Below are 15,057 nucleotides of genomic sequence, written 5' to 3'. Positions count from 1 at the left end.
ATTTTTTGTAAAGGGGGTACGTTTGTGTCAACGTTTCGGATAATCAAGCAAACAATGGCACAGATCGAGCGATTACGGTTAATTCAAATTGGGTTATATGCCTTGTTAGGTATAATGATGTTTGCGTCTATGTATAGCAATGTAAAGCCGCAGGAATTAGATCTCAGACTATTGTCTATTTCCCCGCAAACCATTTACTCACCCGTTACCATTGAAGATAAAGAGAGCACAGAGAAAAAACGGGCAGAGGCAGAACAAGCCGTTGAAGATGTGTATACACAAAAAACAGAATACGCACAGAACCAAGTCGATCTTGTTGCATCTATTTTTGATGCGATGATGGAAGTTAATACAGAATATGAAAAAGAAGATCATGAAGATGACAGTATCGATGCCGTATTAAAAACCAAACAAAAAATGTTAGAGGACAAGCTTCCTGAAGACATTCAAAAAAACTTGCCAAAGGATACCATCAAGCAGCTGCTTCAGTCTTCTAACAGTGATTTATCGATTGCGAAAGACGCTGTAGTTACAGCCGTTCATCATGTGATGAAAGATCAAGTGAAGATTAGCGATGTAGAAGAGAAAAAAGACCAGGTAGAAGGTCAGCTTGTTTACACCAATGTCAGCAACTCCCTAAAGGATTCAATGAATGCAATTGCTAAATTCGCTATCATTCCAAATGTGATTTATGATCCCCAAAAAACAGCTGAAAACCGTCAAGCAGCTGTGGAAAAAGTGGAGCCTGTTCGAATTAAACAAGGTCAGATTATTGTAGAAGAAAATCAGCTTATTAATCCTGATATATATCGTCAGCTCCAGCTCGCGGGATTGTTGAATAATAAAGGATCTATTCAGCCTTTTGCGGGATTAGCTTTGCTGATTGTGATGATGATAGCGGGCCTCATTTACTATTTGCGTGAATTTCACACCAAGACATATCAGCCCTTGTTGTTGTATGTATTGGTAGCAACCATTACGATTGGCCTCATGAAAATCTTAAGCGTGTTTCAGCAAATTGATTTATCGGAAATAGGTTTCTTAGCTCCTGTTGCAGTGGGAGGTTTGCTGATTCGAATTTTAATGGATGAACGCATTGCTATTTTATCAAGCATTGTATTTGCTATTTGTGGAAGCATTATTTTTAATGGTGAATTGACAACCTCGTTTAATATGAACATCGGGATCTACTTTTTAATTAGCAATATTGCTGCTATTTTATTTTTAAGCAGGCAGCACAGGCGTTCACGGATTTTGCAGGCAGGTCTATTTGTGGCTATGGTAAACGTAATTATCAGCTTTGCTATTATTTTTATTAAAAATGGCCAAATTGGCACTGTAGAGCTTGGCTATTACAGTATGATGTCAATTGCATCTGGTGTTATTGCTTCCGTTTTAACTATAGGTTTGCTTCCGTTTTTTGAAAGTGGATTTGGCATTTTATCTACGATGAAGCTGATTGAATTATCGAGTCCTAATCATCCGCTATTACGTAAAATCTTAACCGAAACACCGGGAACGTATCATCACAGTGTAATGGTGGCAAACTTATCTGAAGCGGCGTGCGAAACGATAGGAGCTAACGGTTTATTAGCGAGAGTGGGGGCTTATTACCACGATATTGGTAAAACGAAGCGACCGCAGTATTTTATTGAAAATCAAATGAATATTACCAATCCGCATGATAAACTAAGTCCGAAGACTAGTAAAAATATTATAATCGCACATGCTACAGATGGAGCGACCATTTTGCGAAATCACAAGTTTCCAAAAGAGATTGTAGATATTGCAGAGCAGCATCACGGAACGACCCTGCTTAAGTTTTTCTATCATAAGGCACTTGAACAAACAGAAGAAAAAATTGATGAAAAAGAATATCGCTATCCTGGACCAAAGCCTCAGTCGAAAGAAGCAGCGGTTATTTGCATAGCTGATAGTGTAGAAGCAGCCGTAAGGTCAATGTCCAATCCGACTCCGGAAAAAATTGAGAACTTGGTGCGAAATATTATTAAAGACCGCTTGCAGGATGAGCAGCTTAGCGAGTGTAACGTAACGCTCAAAGAGCTAGAGTTAATTCGCCAAGCACTATGTGAAACTTTAAATGGGATTTTTCATTCCCGAATCGAATATCCAGAGATAAAAAAAGAGAAGGTGAAGGTATGAGTTTAGTTATTGATTTTATTGATGAAACAAACGAAGTGAGTGAAGAACAGCAAAAAGAGCTTGAGCAGCTGCTTGAAGCTGCTGCTATATATGAAAATCTGCAAGAGGATGCAGAAGTATCCGTTACATTTGTGGATAATGACCGAATTCAAGAAATCAATCATCAATACCGCCATAAAAATCAGCCAACGGATGTAATATCGTTTGCGCTAGAAGAAATGGGCGAAGATGAAATGCAAATTATCGGAGATGAGATGCCAAGGGTCCTAGGGGACATTGTCATTTCGATTCCAAAAGCTCATGAGCAAGCAGAAGAATACAATCACTCGTTTATGAGGGAGCTAGGATTCTTGACGGTTCACGGTTTCTTGCACTTGCTTGGGTATGACCATGAAACATCAGAAGATGAAAAAGAGATGTTTACACGTCAAAAAGATATTTTAGAACAATATGGACTCTCGCGATAAAAAAGGGATAGCTAAAGTTGTCAGTAGCTTTGGTTATGCAATAGAGGGGTTTCTCTATGTTTGTAAAACACAGAGAAATATGCAAATTCACGTAGCAGCTTCTTTCATCGTCCTTCTCTTAGGAGCCGTGCTGTCAATTACAGCTGGTGAATGGACGGTTGTGCTGCTTCTCATTGCAGGCATGTTCAGCTTAGAGTTAATGAATACAGCGGTGGAAAAAGTTGTCGATTTAGTTTCTCCTGAATATCACATACTAGCAAAACACGCAAAAGATGCAGCCGCAGCAGCGGTGTTGGTCTATGCGTGTTTTGCTGTCCTTATAGGAGGAATTATTTTCTTAAAGTATTTGTTTTAAAAAGGATTCTTTTTGGTTCTTTACACCCCCGTGGTATAATAAAAAAGGACAAGTTAAAAGACATGTAGAAGCGCAAAAGGAGAGCGGATAAATGGATAAGACCGGACTGATTGATGAGGCGAAAAAAGCTCGTGAAATGGCTTATGTACCGTATTCAAAATTTAAAGTTGGTGCAGCTTTATTGACGAAAGATGGAAAGGTTTATCGCGGCTGCAATATTGAAAATGCGGCTTATAGCATGTGCAATTGTGCTGAGCGTACGGCTTTATTTAAAGCCTATTCAGAAGGAGATAAAGAGTATGCAGCACTTGCTGTAGTAGCTGATACTGATCGTCCTGTTTCTCCGTGTGGAGCATGCAGACAAGTAATCTCTGAGCTTTGTCCAAAAGAAATGAAAGTTATATTAACCAATTTAAAAAATAACATACAAGAACTAACTGTGGAAGAATTACTTCCAGGAGCATTTTCATCGGAGGATTTACATGAGTAATAATGAATTTAAGTCAGGTTTTGTTTCAATTATTGGAAGACCAAACGTAGGGAAATCAACTTTTTTGAACCGAGTAATCGGTCAAAAGATTGCGATTATGAGTGACAAACCGCAAACAACTAGAAATAAAATTCAGGGTGTGTACACGGAAGATCAGGCGCAAATTGTGTTTATTGATACACCAGGAATTCACAAACCAAAGCATAAATTAGGCGACTTTATGATGAAGGTAGCGCAAAATACGCTTAAAGAAGTAGATTTAATTTTATTTATGATTAACGCAACAGAGGGTTTAGGTCGAGGCGATGAATTTATTATCGAGCGTTTAAAAGATACAAAAACGCCTGTTTTCCTTGTGATTAATAAAATTGATGAAATTCATCCAGACGAATTGTTTTCAATTATCACGAATTATAAAGACTTATATCCTTTCGCTGAAATTGTGCCAATTTCAGCTTTACAAGGAAATAACGTGGAGCGCTTGCTTGATCAAATCAAGCAGCGATTGCCGGAAGGTCCGCAGTATTACCCGGCAGATCAGGTAACAGATCACCCAGAGCGCTTTATTATTACGGAATTAATTCGTGAAAAAGTACTGCATGCAACGAGGGAAGAAATACCTCATTCTATTGCCGTTGTGATGGATTCTATGCAAAGACGAGATAATGGCGCTGTTTACGTCGGCGCTACAATTATCGTCGAAAGAGATTCACAAAAAGGCATCGTAATTGGAAAGCAAGGAAAGATGTTAAAAGAGGTAGGAAGAAAAGCAAGAGCAGACATTGAAGCTCTTTTAGGTTCAAAAGTATTTTTAGAACTATGGGTAAAAGTGCAAAAAGATTGGCGAAACCGAGCGTCGCATCTCCGTGACTTTGGATTTAGAGAAGACGAATATTAATCATTTGAGTTCTTGTTGGCGTCGATTTATACCCCTTCATAAAAGAAGGTAATTTGTAAAAAATTGTGTTACATGATTTTACGTCGGAAGGCTATTCTAAACATAAGGAATTGAAATATGTATCTGATCTTTATGGTTAGAAAGGTGGGAGTTCTATGTTGAATTTTACTTGGAACATTTTTTCACAAACAGGTAGCATTGATACTTATCTCATTTTTAAGGAACTTGAAAATGAAGTGAAAGAAAGACCCGAAACATATGAGGACAACAGCGAAAGTCTCAATTCTCCCTTGTCTTAGCCTTCTGTAAGATGGCGGTGATGATGATTGTTTAAAAAGTGCGAAGGAATTGTCATTCGAACGAATGATTACGGTGAATCAAATAAAATTGTCACCATTTATTCACGTGAACTCGGAAAAGTGGGTCTTATGGCAAGAGGGGCAAAAAAGCCCAGTAGTCGCTTAGCTTCCGTCACACAATTATTTACGTATGGATACTTTTTTATACAAGCAGGTTCAGGAATGGGTACTCTCCATCAAGGAGAAGTTATCTCATCTATGAGAAGCATACGCGAAGATATCTTCACAACAGCGTATGCTTCTTATATTCTTGAATTAACAGATAAAGCTACTGAGAACAATAAACCAAATCCATTTCTATTTGAACTGCTGCACCAAACCATTCATTATATGAACGAAGAGTATGATGCAGAGATCTTAACATTTATTTATGAAATGAAAATGTTAAACGTTCTAGGTCTTCATCCTACATTAAATGAATGTGCAGTCTGCCATCAAGGTGAAGGAACATTTCATTTTTCCATTCGAGAAGGCGGGTTTATTTGTCATCGATGCTTAGAAAAAGATCCTTATCATTTGAAAATTAGTCCGATGACGGTTAAACTATTAAGGCTATTTTATTACATTGATTTAAAGCGGTTAGGTTCTATTTCTGTTAAACCCGAAACAAAAAAACAATTAAAGTTTGTAATTGATCAATATTATGAAGAATATTCAGGATTGTTTTTAAAAACAAAGCGGTTTTTGAATCAGATGGAGTCTTTAAAACAATCGCTCTCTGATAAGAAATAGAAAAGATAATCAGTGATATGCAAGGAATTGCTGTCGCTAGGGTGCCTCGTAGTGTGTAGAGGACACCCTTTTTACTGTGGAGCGAAGGGATAGTTTCGCTTATTGTAAGCGTAATGTCTGCTTTTTTTGAGAAGCCATGGTAAAATAAACGGCATTCTAAAAAGATAAAATGCTAAAATTAATAAGTTATAGCTTTTACTTTTGCTTAAAAAGTATATAATGTTTTATAAATAGTATGTCACATTTAATGATTAGGTGGTGAGTACAATCGAACTGAACAAACGACAAGAACAAATTTTACAAATTGTCAAAGACGAAGGCCCTATTACAGGCGAGCATATTGCAGATCAGCTTAGCCTTACGCGGGCCACGCTAAGACCGGACTTGGCTATTTTAACAATGGCTGGTTATCTAGAAGCGCGACCGCGCGTAGGTTACTTTTACACAGGTAAAACAGGAGCACAGCTTCTTACAGATAAAATAAAAAAAATACAGGTGCAAGAATATCAGTCTATCCCTGTAGTCGTGAACGAAAATGTGTCGGTATATGATGCTATTTGTACAATGTTTCTAGAAGACGTGGGGACCCTTTTTGTAGTGGATGAGAAATCACAGCTAGTGGGAGTACTGTCGCGTAAAGATTTATTGCGCGCGAGTATCGGAAAGCAAGAGCTCACATCTATTCCTGTTCATATTATCATGACAAGAATGCCCAACATTACATATTGTTATCGCGAAGATTTGTTAATTGATATTGCTAAGATCTTAATTGAAAAACAGATTGATGCTATGCCCGTTATTAAAGAGGGAGACGGCAATTTTGAAGTGGTGGGACGCATTACCAAAACAAATATTACAAAATTACTAGTAGCACTAGCAAATGATGAAGTATTATAAGTGAAAAAGGATTAAAAAGGGGATGCACAAAATATGAACAACCCATGTCTTTATGTCATTTCGGATTCTGTAGGTGAGACAGCTGAACTAGTTGTAAAGGCTGCATCAAGTCAGTTCAATATGACGGACTTTGTAATTAAAAGAGTACCTTACGTAGAGGACATTGCAACACTTTCAGAAGTGGTTTCAGTAGCGAAGTTGAACAACGCTATTATTGGCTTTACGCTAGTAAAGCCCGAAATGAGAGAATTTTTAATTCAAGAAGCGTCCAAAAACGGGGTAGAGGTATTTGATATTATTGGACCTTTAATTGATAAAATTCAATCTTCTTATCAACTTTCTCCTCGCTATGAGCCTGGAATGGCTAGAAAGTTAGACGAAGATTATTTTAAGAAAGTAGAAGCGATTGAATTTGCAGTGAAATATGATGATGGGCGTGATCCAAGAGGCATTCTTAGAGCGGATATCGTATTAATCGGTGTATCAAGAACATCTAAAACACCTCTTTCTCAGTTTTTAGCACACAAGCGTTTGAAAGTAGCCAACGTTCCGATTGTACCTGAGGTAGATCCACCAGAAGAGCTGTTTCACGTATCACCTGAGAAGTGTATAGGGCTTACTATCAGTCCTGAAAAATTAAACGATATTCGTAAAGAGCGTTTAAAGTCTCTTGGGCTAAACGATAAAGCAATTTATGCTAATATTGGCCGTATTAAAGAAGAACTTGAATTCTTCCAAGGAATTGTAGATAAGATTGGCTGTGAAGTGGTTGATGTATCCAACAGAGCCGTAGAAGAAACAGCTGGTATCATTCTCAATACCATCAAAAAGAAATAAACGATGAATCTCCTCTGTGCGTGACAGAAAGGAGATTGCTTTCTTATGTTTGTATGCTGTAAGCCTAAGAAAATATACCAAAGATGAATATGACAGAACTTTTAAAAACAAGTGACTTTGGTATAGAAAATATAGGTTGTTTATATTATAATAAAAAATTGTGATAAAAAAGAATAGTTTTAGGTTTAGACTTTGTTAAGAACGAATAAACTATTTATATAAAAGTCAAGTCAAAATCCAAAAAAGTATTCGACAAATGCCATCTACAGGAAATAACAAATTGTTAGAAGGAATCTCTGGAGGGATGTAGAATACAGAGTTATAGCAAAAGAAAAAGTAAAGTTTTTGTCGATGCTGATGCATGCCCTGTTAAAGCAGAAATCGTTGAACTTACACATACATATGACATCGAGCTTGTGTTTGTTGCTTCCTATGCTCACATGCAAACAAATCCTACACCAGGAAAATGGGTCTATGTAGATGCAGAAAAGGAAGCCGCAGATTTATATATTTTAAATCACGCAGCCAAGCAGGATATTGTCGTAACTCAAGATACTGGCTTAGCAAGCATGTTAGTAAGTCGAGGGGTTTACGCACTGTCTCCTCGTGGAAAGTACTATAATGACGACGAAATGAATACGGTGCTTTTCTTTCGCTATGTTTCTGCAAAAGAGCGACGGTCAGGGCGTCATACTAAAGGCCCAAAGGCATTTAGTGAAGAAGATCGCCAGCATTTCATTCAAGCTTTTGAAAAAATGTTGTCGAAACTTGCAGGAATTTAGCACTTAGTGAAGAATATTATATGAAATACGGAGCTGTTACTATGGCAAATCGAATTCCTGATGAAGTAATCGACCGTATTCGGCATTCAGTAGATATTGTCGACGTCATAAGCGATTATGTACAACTAAAAAAACAAGGGCGCAATTATTTTGGACTCTGTCCGTTTCATGGGGAAAGCACACCATCTTTTTCAGTATCGCCTGATAAACAAATTTATCATTGCTTTGGATGCGGTGCAGGAGGGAATTCATTTTCATTCATAATGGAATTAGAAGGACTGTCCTTCACGGAAGCAGCTCAGCAGCTTGCTGAAAAAGGAGACATTCCTTTTGAACATGAGATACATCCTCATGAAGAAGATAATCAAAAGCCTAGCAATAAAATGATTGAAGCACACGAGCTTTTAAAGAAATTTTACCATCATTTATTGGTAAATACAAAAGAAGGCCAAGATGCTTATGATTATTTAATAAATCGAGGGTTTTCACGAGAAATTATCGATGAATTTGAGATAGGTTTTGCTTTAGATTCGTGGGAATTTGTAAGTAAGTTCTTAACAAAACGTGGGTTTAATCCGCAAGAGATGGAACATGCAGGTTTAATCATTAAACGCAACCAAGATGAAACGTACTTTGATCGTTTTCGCGATCGAATTATGTTTCCTATTGCTGACTTGCAAGGCAAAACAATTGCATTTTCAGGGCGCCTGCTAAAAGAGATAAAAGGGCAGCCTAAATATTTAAACAGTCCCGAAACTTCTATTTTTAACAAAAGTCGCACACTCTACAACTTTCACCGCGCTAAAAAACATATACGCAAAAATCAGCAGGTTATTTTATTTGAAGGATTTGCAGATGTTATTTCAGCTGTTAAAGCGGGGTGCCCAAACGCAATTGCAACAATGGGAACTGCCTTAACAGAAGAACAAGCCAAAATTATTCGCCGAAATGTAGAGTCCGTTATCATTTGCTATGATGCAGATTCTGCTGGAATTGAAGCAGCGCACAAAGCAACTGCTATCTTAACAAATGTGGGTTGTACCGTTAAGATTGCTGTGATGCCGGATGGTTATGACCCGGATGATTATATTAAAGAATACGGGGCAGAGAAGTTTCAAAATGATGTTATTAATAGCAGCTTGACCTTTATGGCATTTCAAATGAGGTATCTCCGCCGAAAGCGAAATCTACAAAATGAATCTGAACGTATGCAATACATTGAAGACGTTTTGAAAGAAATAAGCCTCCTTACAAAAGCTGTAGAGCGAGATCATTATTTACGCCAATTGGCACAAGAGTTTTCCATTTCATTAGATGCGCTTAAAGAACAGCAGTATCAAGTGTATCGAACGGAAAAAAAGAAAAAGGATAATGATTCTCCAAATCGAAATAATATAAATAGACAACCAGTCGTAAAGAGAAGCTTATTACCGGCTTATCAAAATGCAGAACGTTTTTTGATCGCTCATATGTTGAAAGATAAGGATGTAGCATTTAGAATTCAAGACCGACTTCAAGGTCAGTTCAATGTCGAAGAACATCGTGCGCTTGTTCTATATTTGTATGCCTATTACGAGGAAGGACACGAGCCTAATCCGAGCGGATTTATTGAGCGGTTGCCCGAATCTTCGTTGTCTAGTCTAGCTTCAGAATTGGCGATGATGTCAATCAATGATGAATTGTCGGAGCAAGCTTTGAATGATTATATCCAAACGATATTGATTTATCCACAAAGGGTAGCGATAGAAAAAAAAGAAGCAGAAAAGCAAGAAGCAGAGCGTCAAAAAGATTATTTAAAAGCTGCGACAATAGCAATGGAAATTTTACAGTTGAAAAAAACGTTAAAATAAACGATGTTGCGTATTAGTCCCACTTTTAGAAGGTTTTCCTTAAAATTTTGGAAGGAGGGGATCTGATGGCTGAAAAATCAGCTCAATCAAAACAACTTGATTCAGATTTAACAATTGAACAAGTAAAAGATCAATTGACCGAAATCGGAAAAAAACGTGGTGTGCTAACATACGAAGAAATTGCAGAGCGTATGGCGAACTTCGAAATTGAATCCGATCAAATGGATGAATATTATGAATACCTTGGAGAACAAGGTGTTGAAGTAATGAGTGAATCTGAAGCAAATGATGACGATGCCGATCCCGATATTCAAGAACTGTCAAAAGAAGAAGAGTTTGATTTAAATGATTTAAGTGTACCTCCTGGTGTGAAAATTAATGATCCAGTTCGTATGTACTTAAAAGAAATCGGACGCGTTGACTTATTGTCGGCAGAGGAAGAAATCAATTTAGCAAAACGTATTGAAGAAGGCGATGAAGAAGCGAAACGTCGTCTTGCTGAAGCAAACTTACGTCTTGTGGTAAGTATCGCTAAACGCTATGTTGGACGCGGTATGCTGTTTCTTGATTTAATTCAAGAAGGAAACATGGGTCTTATTAAAGCGGTAGAAAAATTTGATTATCGCAAAGGTTATAAATTCAGTACGTATGCGACATGGTGGATTCGTCAAGCTATTACTCGTGCGATTGCTGACCAAGCAAGAACGATTCGTATCCCTGTTCATATGGTTGAAACGATTAACAAACTAATTCGTGTTCAACGTCAGCTTCTACAAGATTTAGGTCGCGAACCATCTCCTGAAGAAATTGCAGAAGATATGGACTTAACACCAGAAAAAGTTCGTGAAATCTTAAAAATTGCCCAAGAGCCGGTTTCTCTTGAAACGCCAATTGGTGAGGAAGATGATTCTCATTTAGGTGACTTCATTGAAGACCAGGATGCAACATCACCTTCTGAACATGCTGCATATGAATTATTAAAAGAGCAGTTAGAAGACGTCCTTGATACGTTAACAGATCGCGAAGAAAATGTTCTTAGACTCCGCTTTGGTCTGGACGATGGGCGTACGCGTACGCTTGAAGAAGTAGGAAAAGTATTTGGCGTAACGCGTGAGCGTATTCGTCAAATTGAAGCTAAAGCGCTTCGCAAGCTTCGTCACCCTAGTCGAAGCAAACGTTTAAAAGATTTCTTAGAATAGATAAAAGCGTAAATAGCGCTTATGAGATAGCTTCTTTCCCTGCGGAAAGAGGCTGTCTGTTTTTTTATGGAATAAATTTCATGAAAACGCATTTTAAAGGAGTATATTGATTTTTTTACCAACTTTTCTTCTTTCATATATTTTACTGAATTGTCCTTCGTTTTGCAAATGCTCCTTTATATTCTTTTGTTATAGAAGCGTAAGATGTTCAAATTTCATTTAAACATCCGAAAAAAATGGAATCGCTCTCATTTTATTCTTGCCTTGATGAATACTCCTCTATTATAACATGAAAAAATTAAAACGTTTTAAAAGTTGAGAAAATTTACAAAAATGAATTATAATTAGATAATGTAAGCGTATACATTTTTAGGGGGAATAAAAATGAATTATGAATTAACCAATGAACAAAAGATGATTCAACGGACGCTGAGAGAATTTTCAGAAGCTGAAGTAGCACCAAATGCACTAGAGCGCGATCGAAGTAAGCAATTTCCGCTTGATGTTTTTAAAAAGTTAAGTGAGCTTGGTGTAATGGGCCTTCCTTTTCCTGAAGAGTATGGTGGCGGAGGCGCAGATACGGTTAGTTTTGCTATTGTCGTAGAGGAGTTAAGTAAAGCTTGTGGCTCTACAGGAATTACATACTCAGCTCATGTTTCGCTCGGGGGGGCACCTATTTATTTATTCGGAACAAAGGAGCAAAAAGAACAGTACCTACCTGCTTTATGCTCCGGGGAATCTTTTGGAGCGTTTGGTTTAACCGAACCGAACGCAGGAAGTGACGCGGGGGGAACGGAGACCGAAGCAGTGTTGAAGGATGGAACATTTAGGATTAATGGAAGTAAATGCTATATTACGAATGCCAGCTATGCAAAGTTTTTAGCTTTAACAGCTGTTACAAACCGTACAGAAGGTAAAAAAGAAATTTCAGCTATTATCGTGCCTACAGAAGCTCGAGGTTTTACTGTAATAGACAATTACGAGAAAATGGGTCTACATGCTTCAAATACAACTGAACTCGTTTTAGAGGATGTTGAAGTGCCTGAAGAGAATTTACTCGGTGTAAGAGGAGAAGGATTCAAACAATTTCTAATGACGCTTGACGGGGGAAGAATTGGAATTGGGGCAATGGCCGTTGGAATCGCTCAAGCGGCTTATGAAAAAGCACTGTCATATGCGCAGGAAAGAAAGCAGTTTGGGAAAGCTATTTCATCGTTTCAAGCGATTCAGTTTAAATTAGCTGATATGGCCATGAAAATTGAGTTAGCAAGAAATATGGTGTATAAAGCAGCGTGGTTAAAAGACCAAGGAAAGCCATTTACGAAAGAAGCAGCTATGTGTAAACTGTATGCTTCTGAAATTTGTATGGAAGTAGCCAGTCAAGCTGTGCAGATTCATGGAGGATACGGCTACATGAAAGAGTATCACGTGGAGCGGTATTTACGGGATGCCAAGCTTTTAGAAATTGGAGAAGGAACTTCGGAAATTCAGCGCTCTGTTATTGCAAGGCAAATTGGCTGTTAAGATAAGCAATAAGAAATTAGTTAATTATGTAAATAAAACCCTTTCACTTATGAGCATTTTCAAGTAAAATAAAAGTGCTTATACTATTTTGTTATTTCTAGGGATGGGAATACATAAAGGGGGTATAGTGAGTGAAGCGAAATCCGCTAATACCATTTTTATTAATTGCGGTAATCGGGATTGCTTTAATGTTAACGCTTTCGTTCAACGGATTGAACAATGCAAAAGAAATCGCGGCTGAAAAAGAAGGCGGTGGCGCGGAACAGCAGGCTTCAGCTAAACCAGAAGAAATTTATCAAAAAACTTGTATTGGTTGTCACGGCGATCAGTATCAAGGTGGAGTAGGTCCTTCGTTAAAAGGAATTGGGAAAAAAGTTTCTCAAGACGAAATTGCAGATATTGTTGTAAACGGTAAAGGAAACATGCCGCCGGGGCTGGTTCCTCCGGAAAAAGCGAAGGAAATGGCTAAATGGGTATCCGAAATTAAATAGAGTTCAGAAACATGATTTTCTGGAAAGCCGCTCATTTATAAAGCAGGCTTTTTTTTTATGATGTTTTTATACGCATTCAGCTAGAAGGAAAACATGAAGAGAAATAGGAATCATGCAGCTATCTATGTTAAAATAATGAACAGTAATCACATAGAGAATAGGTGACAAAATGAATGAATTAAACTTATCAGCAAGACTTGAAGAAGTAGTAAAGTCGATTCCTTTGGGAGCAAAGATAGCAGACATTGGCTCAGATCATGCGTATTTGCCATGTTTTGCTTATTTAAATGGATATATTAGCGGCGCTGTAGCAGGTGAAATTACAGAAGGTCCCCTGCAATCGGCTATTCAGCAGGTGAAAAAAACAAGCTTAACGGATGTTATTGATGTTCGAAAAGGAAACGGCCTAGAAGTAATATCGCCGAATGAAGTAGACTGTATTACAATCTGCGGAATGGGCGGAACGCTTATTACGATGATTTTAGAAGAAGGAAAGGCAAAATTAGAAGGAGTAAAAAGACTTGTGCTTCAGCCAAATATTGGTTCACATCATATTCGCAGCTGGCTGATTCAACACAACTGGGAAATCATTGATGAAAAAATCATCGAAGAAGACGGTCGTATGTATGAAGTCATCGTCGCTGAACCTGGAAACCCTTTAGCTCCGTATAACGGGGAAGTGGAAGCCGGTGTGTTAATGGGCCCTATTTTAAAAGAAAAGCGCTCTTCTGCTTTTATGACAAAGTGGACGCATGAACTAAATCATCTTAAACAAATTGTCAGTCAAATGGAACAGGCTCAGTCAGAGGAAAGCAAAGCAAAACTTCAAAAACTTACCCAAGACATCTCATTAATTGAGGAGGCGTTAAAATGAGTAAAATCCCTAACGGATTTCAAGTAATTGAGGCATTTGAATCATTTTCTCCCAAGCATTTAGCGGTTGAAGGAGATAAAATTGGTTTACAGATTGGAACGTTAAACAAGCCTGTAAAAAAAGTAATGGTAACGTTAGATGTTCTTGAAACGGTCGTAGACGAAGCAATTGAAAAACAAGTGGATTTAATTATTGCTCATCATCCTCCTATTTTTAGACCTCTAAAACAAGTGGTTACAGATCGTCCTGAAGGACGTATTTTGGAGAAATGCATTAAGCATGATATTGCCGTATATGCTGCTCATACAAACTTAGATATAGCTAAAGGCGGAGTAAATGACTTGTTAGCCGAAGCGTTGGGGCTACAAGAGACAAAAGTGCTGGTTCCGACAACGTCGATTCAATTGAAAAAGCTAGCTGTATTTGTTCCTTCAAATGACGCTGAAGCAGTGCGCACAGCTATTTGTGATGCGGGAGCTGGACATGTTGGCCTTTACAGCGACTGTACGTTTTCAACAGAAGGCGAAGGCACATTTAAACCTTCTTCAGAAGCCAATCCATACATTGGCTCAAAAGGAGAGCTAGAACGTGTCAATGAAACAAAAGTTGAAACTATTTTTGAAGCGGGTCAACAAAATAAAATTATTCGTGCCATGCTCAGTGCTCATCCTTACGAAGAAGTAGCCTATGACATTTATCCAGTGGAACAAACGGGCGAAACGCTTGGACTTGGACGAATTGGTAAGTTAAAAGAAGAGATGACGTTAAAACAGTTTGCCGATCACGTTAAACAAGCATTGGATGTAGATGGTGTCAGAGTAGTAGGGTCTATGGATGCCACTGTGAAAAAAGTAGCTGTTCTTGGCGGAGACGGAAACAAATATATTACAAACGCAAAATTTAGCGGAGCAGATGCCTATGTAACAGGTGATTTGTATTTCCACGTTGCGCATGATGCAATGGCAATGGGATTAAACGTTGTAGATCCTGGTCATCATGTTGAAAAAGTCATGAGAAAAGGTGTAACACGCGTATTAAACAGTCTTTTTGAAGCGAAAAACTTTGAGTGTGAAGTATTTGATTCAAAAGTAGACACAAACCCATTTACGTTTATGTAACAAAGAAGGTGTTGACGAATG

General features: G+C 38.0%; 16 protein-coding genes. All 16 read left to right on the top strand.

The window, feature by feature from the left end; genetic code table 11:
- The first annotated feature begins 54 nt into the window (after positions 1–54).
- The 16 genes from ACRPLY_RS17640 to ACRPLY_RS17565 all read left to right on the top strand — a co-directional run bounded on the left by ACRPLY_RS17640 (position 55) and on the right by ACRPLY_RS17565 (position 15,036).
- Positions 55–2,163, top strand: coding sequence for an HD family phosphohydrolase (locus tag ACRPLY_RS17640; RefSeq protein ID WP_033579829.1), 2,109 nt, complete (start codon positions 55–57; stop codon positions 2,161–2,163).
- Positions 2,160–2,630: an rRNA maturation RNase YbeY gene (gene ybeY / locus ACRPLY_RS17635; RefSeq protein ID WP_014458190.1), complete on the top strand. Its 471-nt coding sequence runs from the start codon at positions 2,160–2,162 to the stop codon at positions 2,628–2,630. Before ACRPLY_RS17640 ends, ybeY begins: the two co-directional genes overlap by 4 nt.
- The gene (locus tag ACRPLY_RS17630) at positions 2,614–2,985 is read left to right on the top strand and encodes a diacylglycerol kinase family protein (protein WP_016765589.1); all 372 of its coding nucleotides are present in this window, start codon (positions 2,614–2,616) and stop codon (positions 2,983–2,985) included. Before ybeY ends, ACRPLY_RS17630 begins: the two co-directional genes overlap by 17 nt.
- 91 nt (positions 2,986–3,076) lie before the next feature.
- Positions 3,077–3,475 (top strand): cytidine deaminase, encoded by a 399-nt coding sequence (locus ACRPLY_RS17625; RefSeq protein ID WP_033579682.1) that lies wholly within the window; start codon positions 3,077–3,079, stop codon positions 3,473–3,475.
- Positions 3,468–4,373, top strand: a complete 906-nt coding sequence (gene era, locus ACRPLY_RS17620) for a GTPase Era (protein ID WP_013059225.1) — start codon at positions 3,468–3,470, stop codon at positions 4,371–4,373. Before ACRPLY_RS17625 ends, era begins: the two co-directional genes overlap by 8 nt.
- A 155-nt stretch (positions 4,374–4,528) precedes the next feature.
- Positions 4,529–4,672 (top strand): YqzL family protein, encoded by a 144-nt coding sequence (locus ACRPLY_RS17615; RefSeq protein WP_014458193.1) that lies wholly within the window; start codon positions 4,529–4,531, stop codon positions 4,670–4,672.
- 27 nt (positions 4,673–4,699) lie between these two features.
- Positions 4,700–5,464 carry a DNA repair protein RecO gene (gene recO, locus ACRPLY_RS17610; RefSeq protein WP_033579683.1) on the top strand — a complete coding sequence of 255 codons (765 nt, stop codon included), beginning with the start codon at positions 4,700–4,702 and terminating at the stop codon, positions 5,462–5,464.
- A gap of 258 nt (positions 5,465–5,722) precedes the next feature.
- Positions 5,723–6,361 (top strand): helix-turn-helix transcriptional regulator, encoded by a 639-nt coding sequence (locus ACRPLY_RS17605; RefSeq protein WP_025750542.1) that lies wholly within the window; start codon positions 5,723–5,725, stop codon positions 6,359–6,361.
- 33 nt (positions 6,362–6,394) lie between these two features.
- Entirely contained in the window at positions 6,395–7,198 is an 804-nt protein-coding gene (locus ACRPLY_RS17600; RefSeq protein WP_014458195.1) for a pyruvate, water dikinase regulatory protein, read from the top strand.
- A gap of 311 nt (positions 7,199–7,509) precedes the next feature.
- Positions 7,510–7,980: a YaiI/YqxD family protein gene (locus ACRPLY_RS17595; protein ID WP_028411643.1), complete on the top strand. Its 471-nt coding sequence runs from the start codon at positions 7,510–7,512 to the stop codon at positions 7,978–7,980.
- A 41-nt stretch (positions 7,981–8,021) separates the two neighbouring features.
- Positions 8,022–9,830, top strand: a complete 1,809-nt coding sequence (gene dnaG / locus ACRPLY_RS17590; RefSeq protein WP_016765586.1) for a DNA primase — start codon at positions 8,022–8,024, stop codon at positions 9,828–9,830.
- 65 nt (positions 9,831–9,895) lie between these two features.
- Positions 9,896–11,029: an RNA polymerase sigma factor RpoD gene (gene rpoD, locus ACRPLY_RS17585; RefSeq protein WP_013059219.1), complete on the top strand. Its 1,134-nt coding sequence runs from the start codon at positions 9,896–9,898 to the stop codon at positions 11,027–11,029.
- Between the two features lie 384 nt (positions 11,030–11,413).
- Positions 11,414–12,553 carry an acyl-CoA dehydrogenase family protein gene (locus ACRPLY_RS17580; protein ID WP_028411642.1) on the top strand — a complete coding sequence of 380 codons (1,140 nt, stop codon included), beginning with the start codon at positions 11,414–11,416 and terminating at the stop codon, positions 12,551–12,553.
- Positions 12,554–12,684: 131 nt separating this feature from the next.
- Complete coding sequence (gene cccA, locus ACRPLY_RS17575; RefSeq protein ID WP_013059217.1) at positions 12,685–13,044, top strand: cytochrome c550; 360 nt, start codon at positions 12,685–12,687, stop codon at positions 13,042–13,044.
- A 169-nt stretch (positions 13,045–13,213) separates the two neighbouring features.
- Positions 13,214–13,918, top strand: coding sequence for a tRNA (adenine(22)-N(1))-methyltransferase (locus tag ACRPLY_RS17570; protein ID WP_154991833.1), 705 nt, complete (start codon positions 13,214–13,216; stop codon positions 13,916–13,918).
- Entirely contained in the window at positions 13,915–15,036 is a 1,122-nt protein-coding gene (locus ACRPLY_RS17565) for a Nif3-like dinuclear metal center hexameric protein (RefSeq protein WP_155007639.1), read from the top strand. The genes ACRPLY_RS17570 and ACRPLY_RS17565 overlap by 4 nt, the downstream gene beginning before the upstream one ends.
- The last annotated feature ends 21 nt before the right edge of the window (positions 15,037–15,057 follow it).

This window comes from Priestia sp. TGN 0903 (assembly GCF_050846855.1).
GTDB classification, from domain to species: Bacteria; Bacillota; Bacilli; order Bacillales; family Bacillaceae_H; genus Priestia; species Priestia zanthoxyli.
The sequence above is the reverse complement of the archived record's forward strand: the minus strand, read 5'-3'. Positions and strand labels throughout refer to the sequence as shown.